Source organism: Hungatella sp. SL.1.14 (genome assembly GCF_024460495.1).
Taxonomy (GTDB): Bacteria; Bacillota; Clostridia; order Lachnospirales; family Lachnospiraceae; genus Hungatella; species Hungatella hathewayi.
In genome coordinates this window covers 1-296 of record NZ_JANFYJ010000409.1, presented here as the reverse complement: position 1 = coordinate 296, position 296 = coordinate 1, and the positions used below count along the sequence as shown (strand labels likewise).

At 47.6% G+C, this 296-nt stretch carries 1 protein-coding gene; it reads left to right on the top strand.

From position 1 onward, the window contains the following. Positions 1-296: carbohydrate ABC transporter permease (locus tag NE473_RS31595; protein WP_256265680.1), on the top strand; the 296-nt coding region annotated here is incomplete at both ends.

Here is a 296-nt window from a genome sequence, read left to right as displayed (position 1 = left end):
TCCGGAAAGACAACGATTGGTGATGTGAAGATGGTAACAGAGATGTTCCTGTCCGGTCTTCAGACCATTGGCGAACAGTATTATACGGCGGCAAAAGTGGATGGGGCGAAACCTGCAAAGATTTTGTTCCGTATTACACTTCCGCTTTTATCGCCTACGATTGCGCTGGTATTGATTATCAACATTATCAATACTTCGAAGGTGTTTAATGAAGTCTTTGCACTGTTCAACGGAAAGCCGGGGCCAATCCTGCTGCTGACTCCGGGCAAGGACAGGTCCTGCATGTCAGAAGGCTG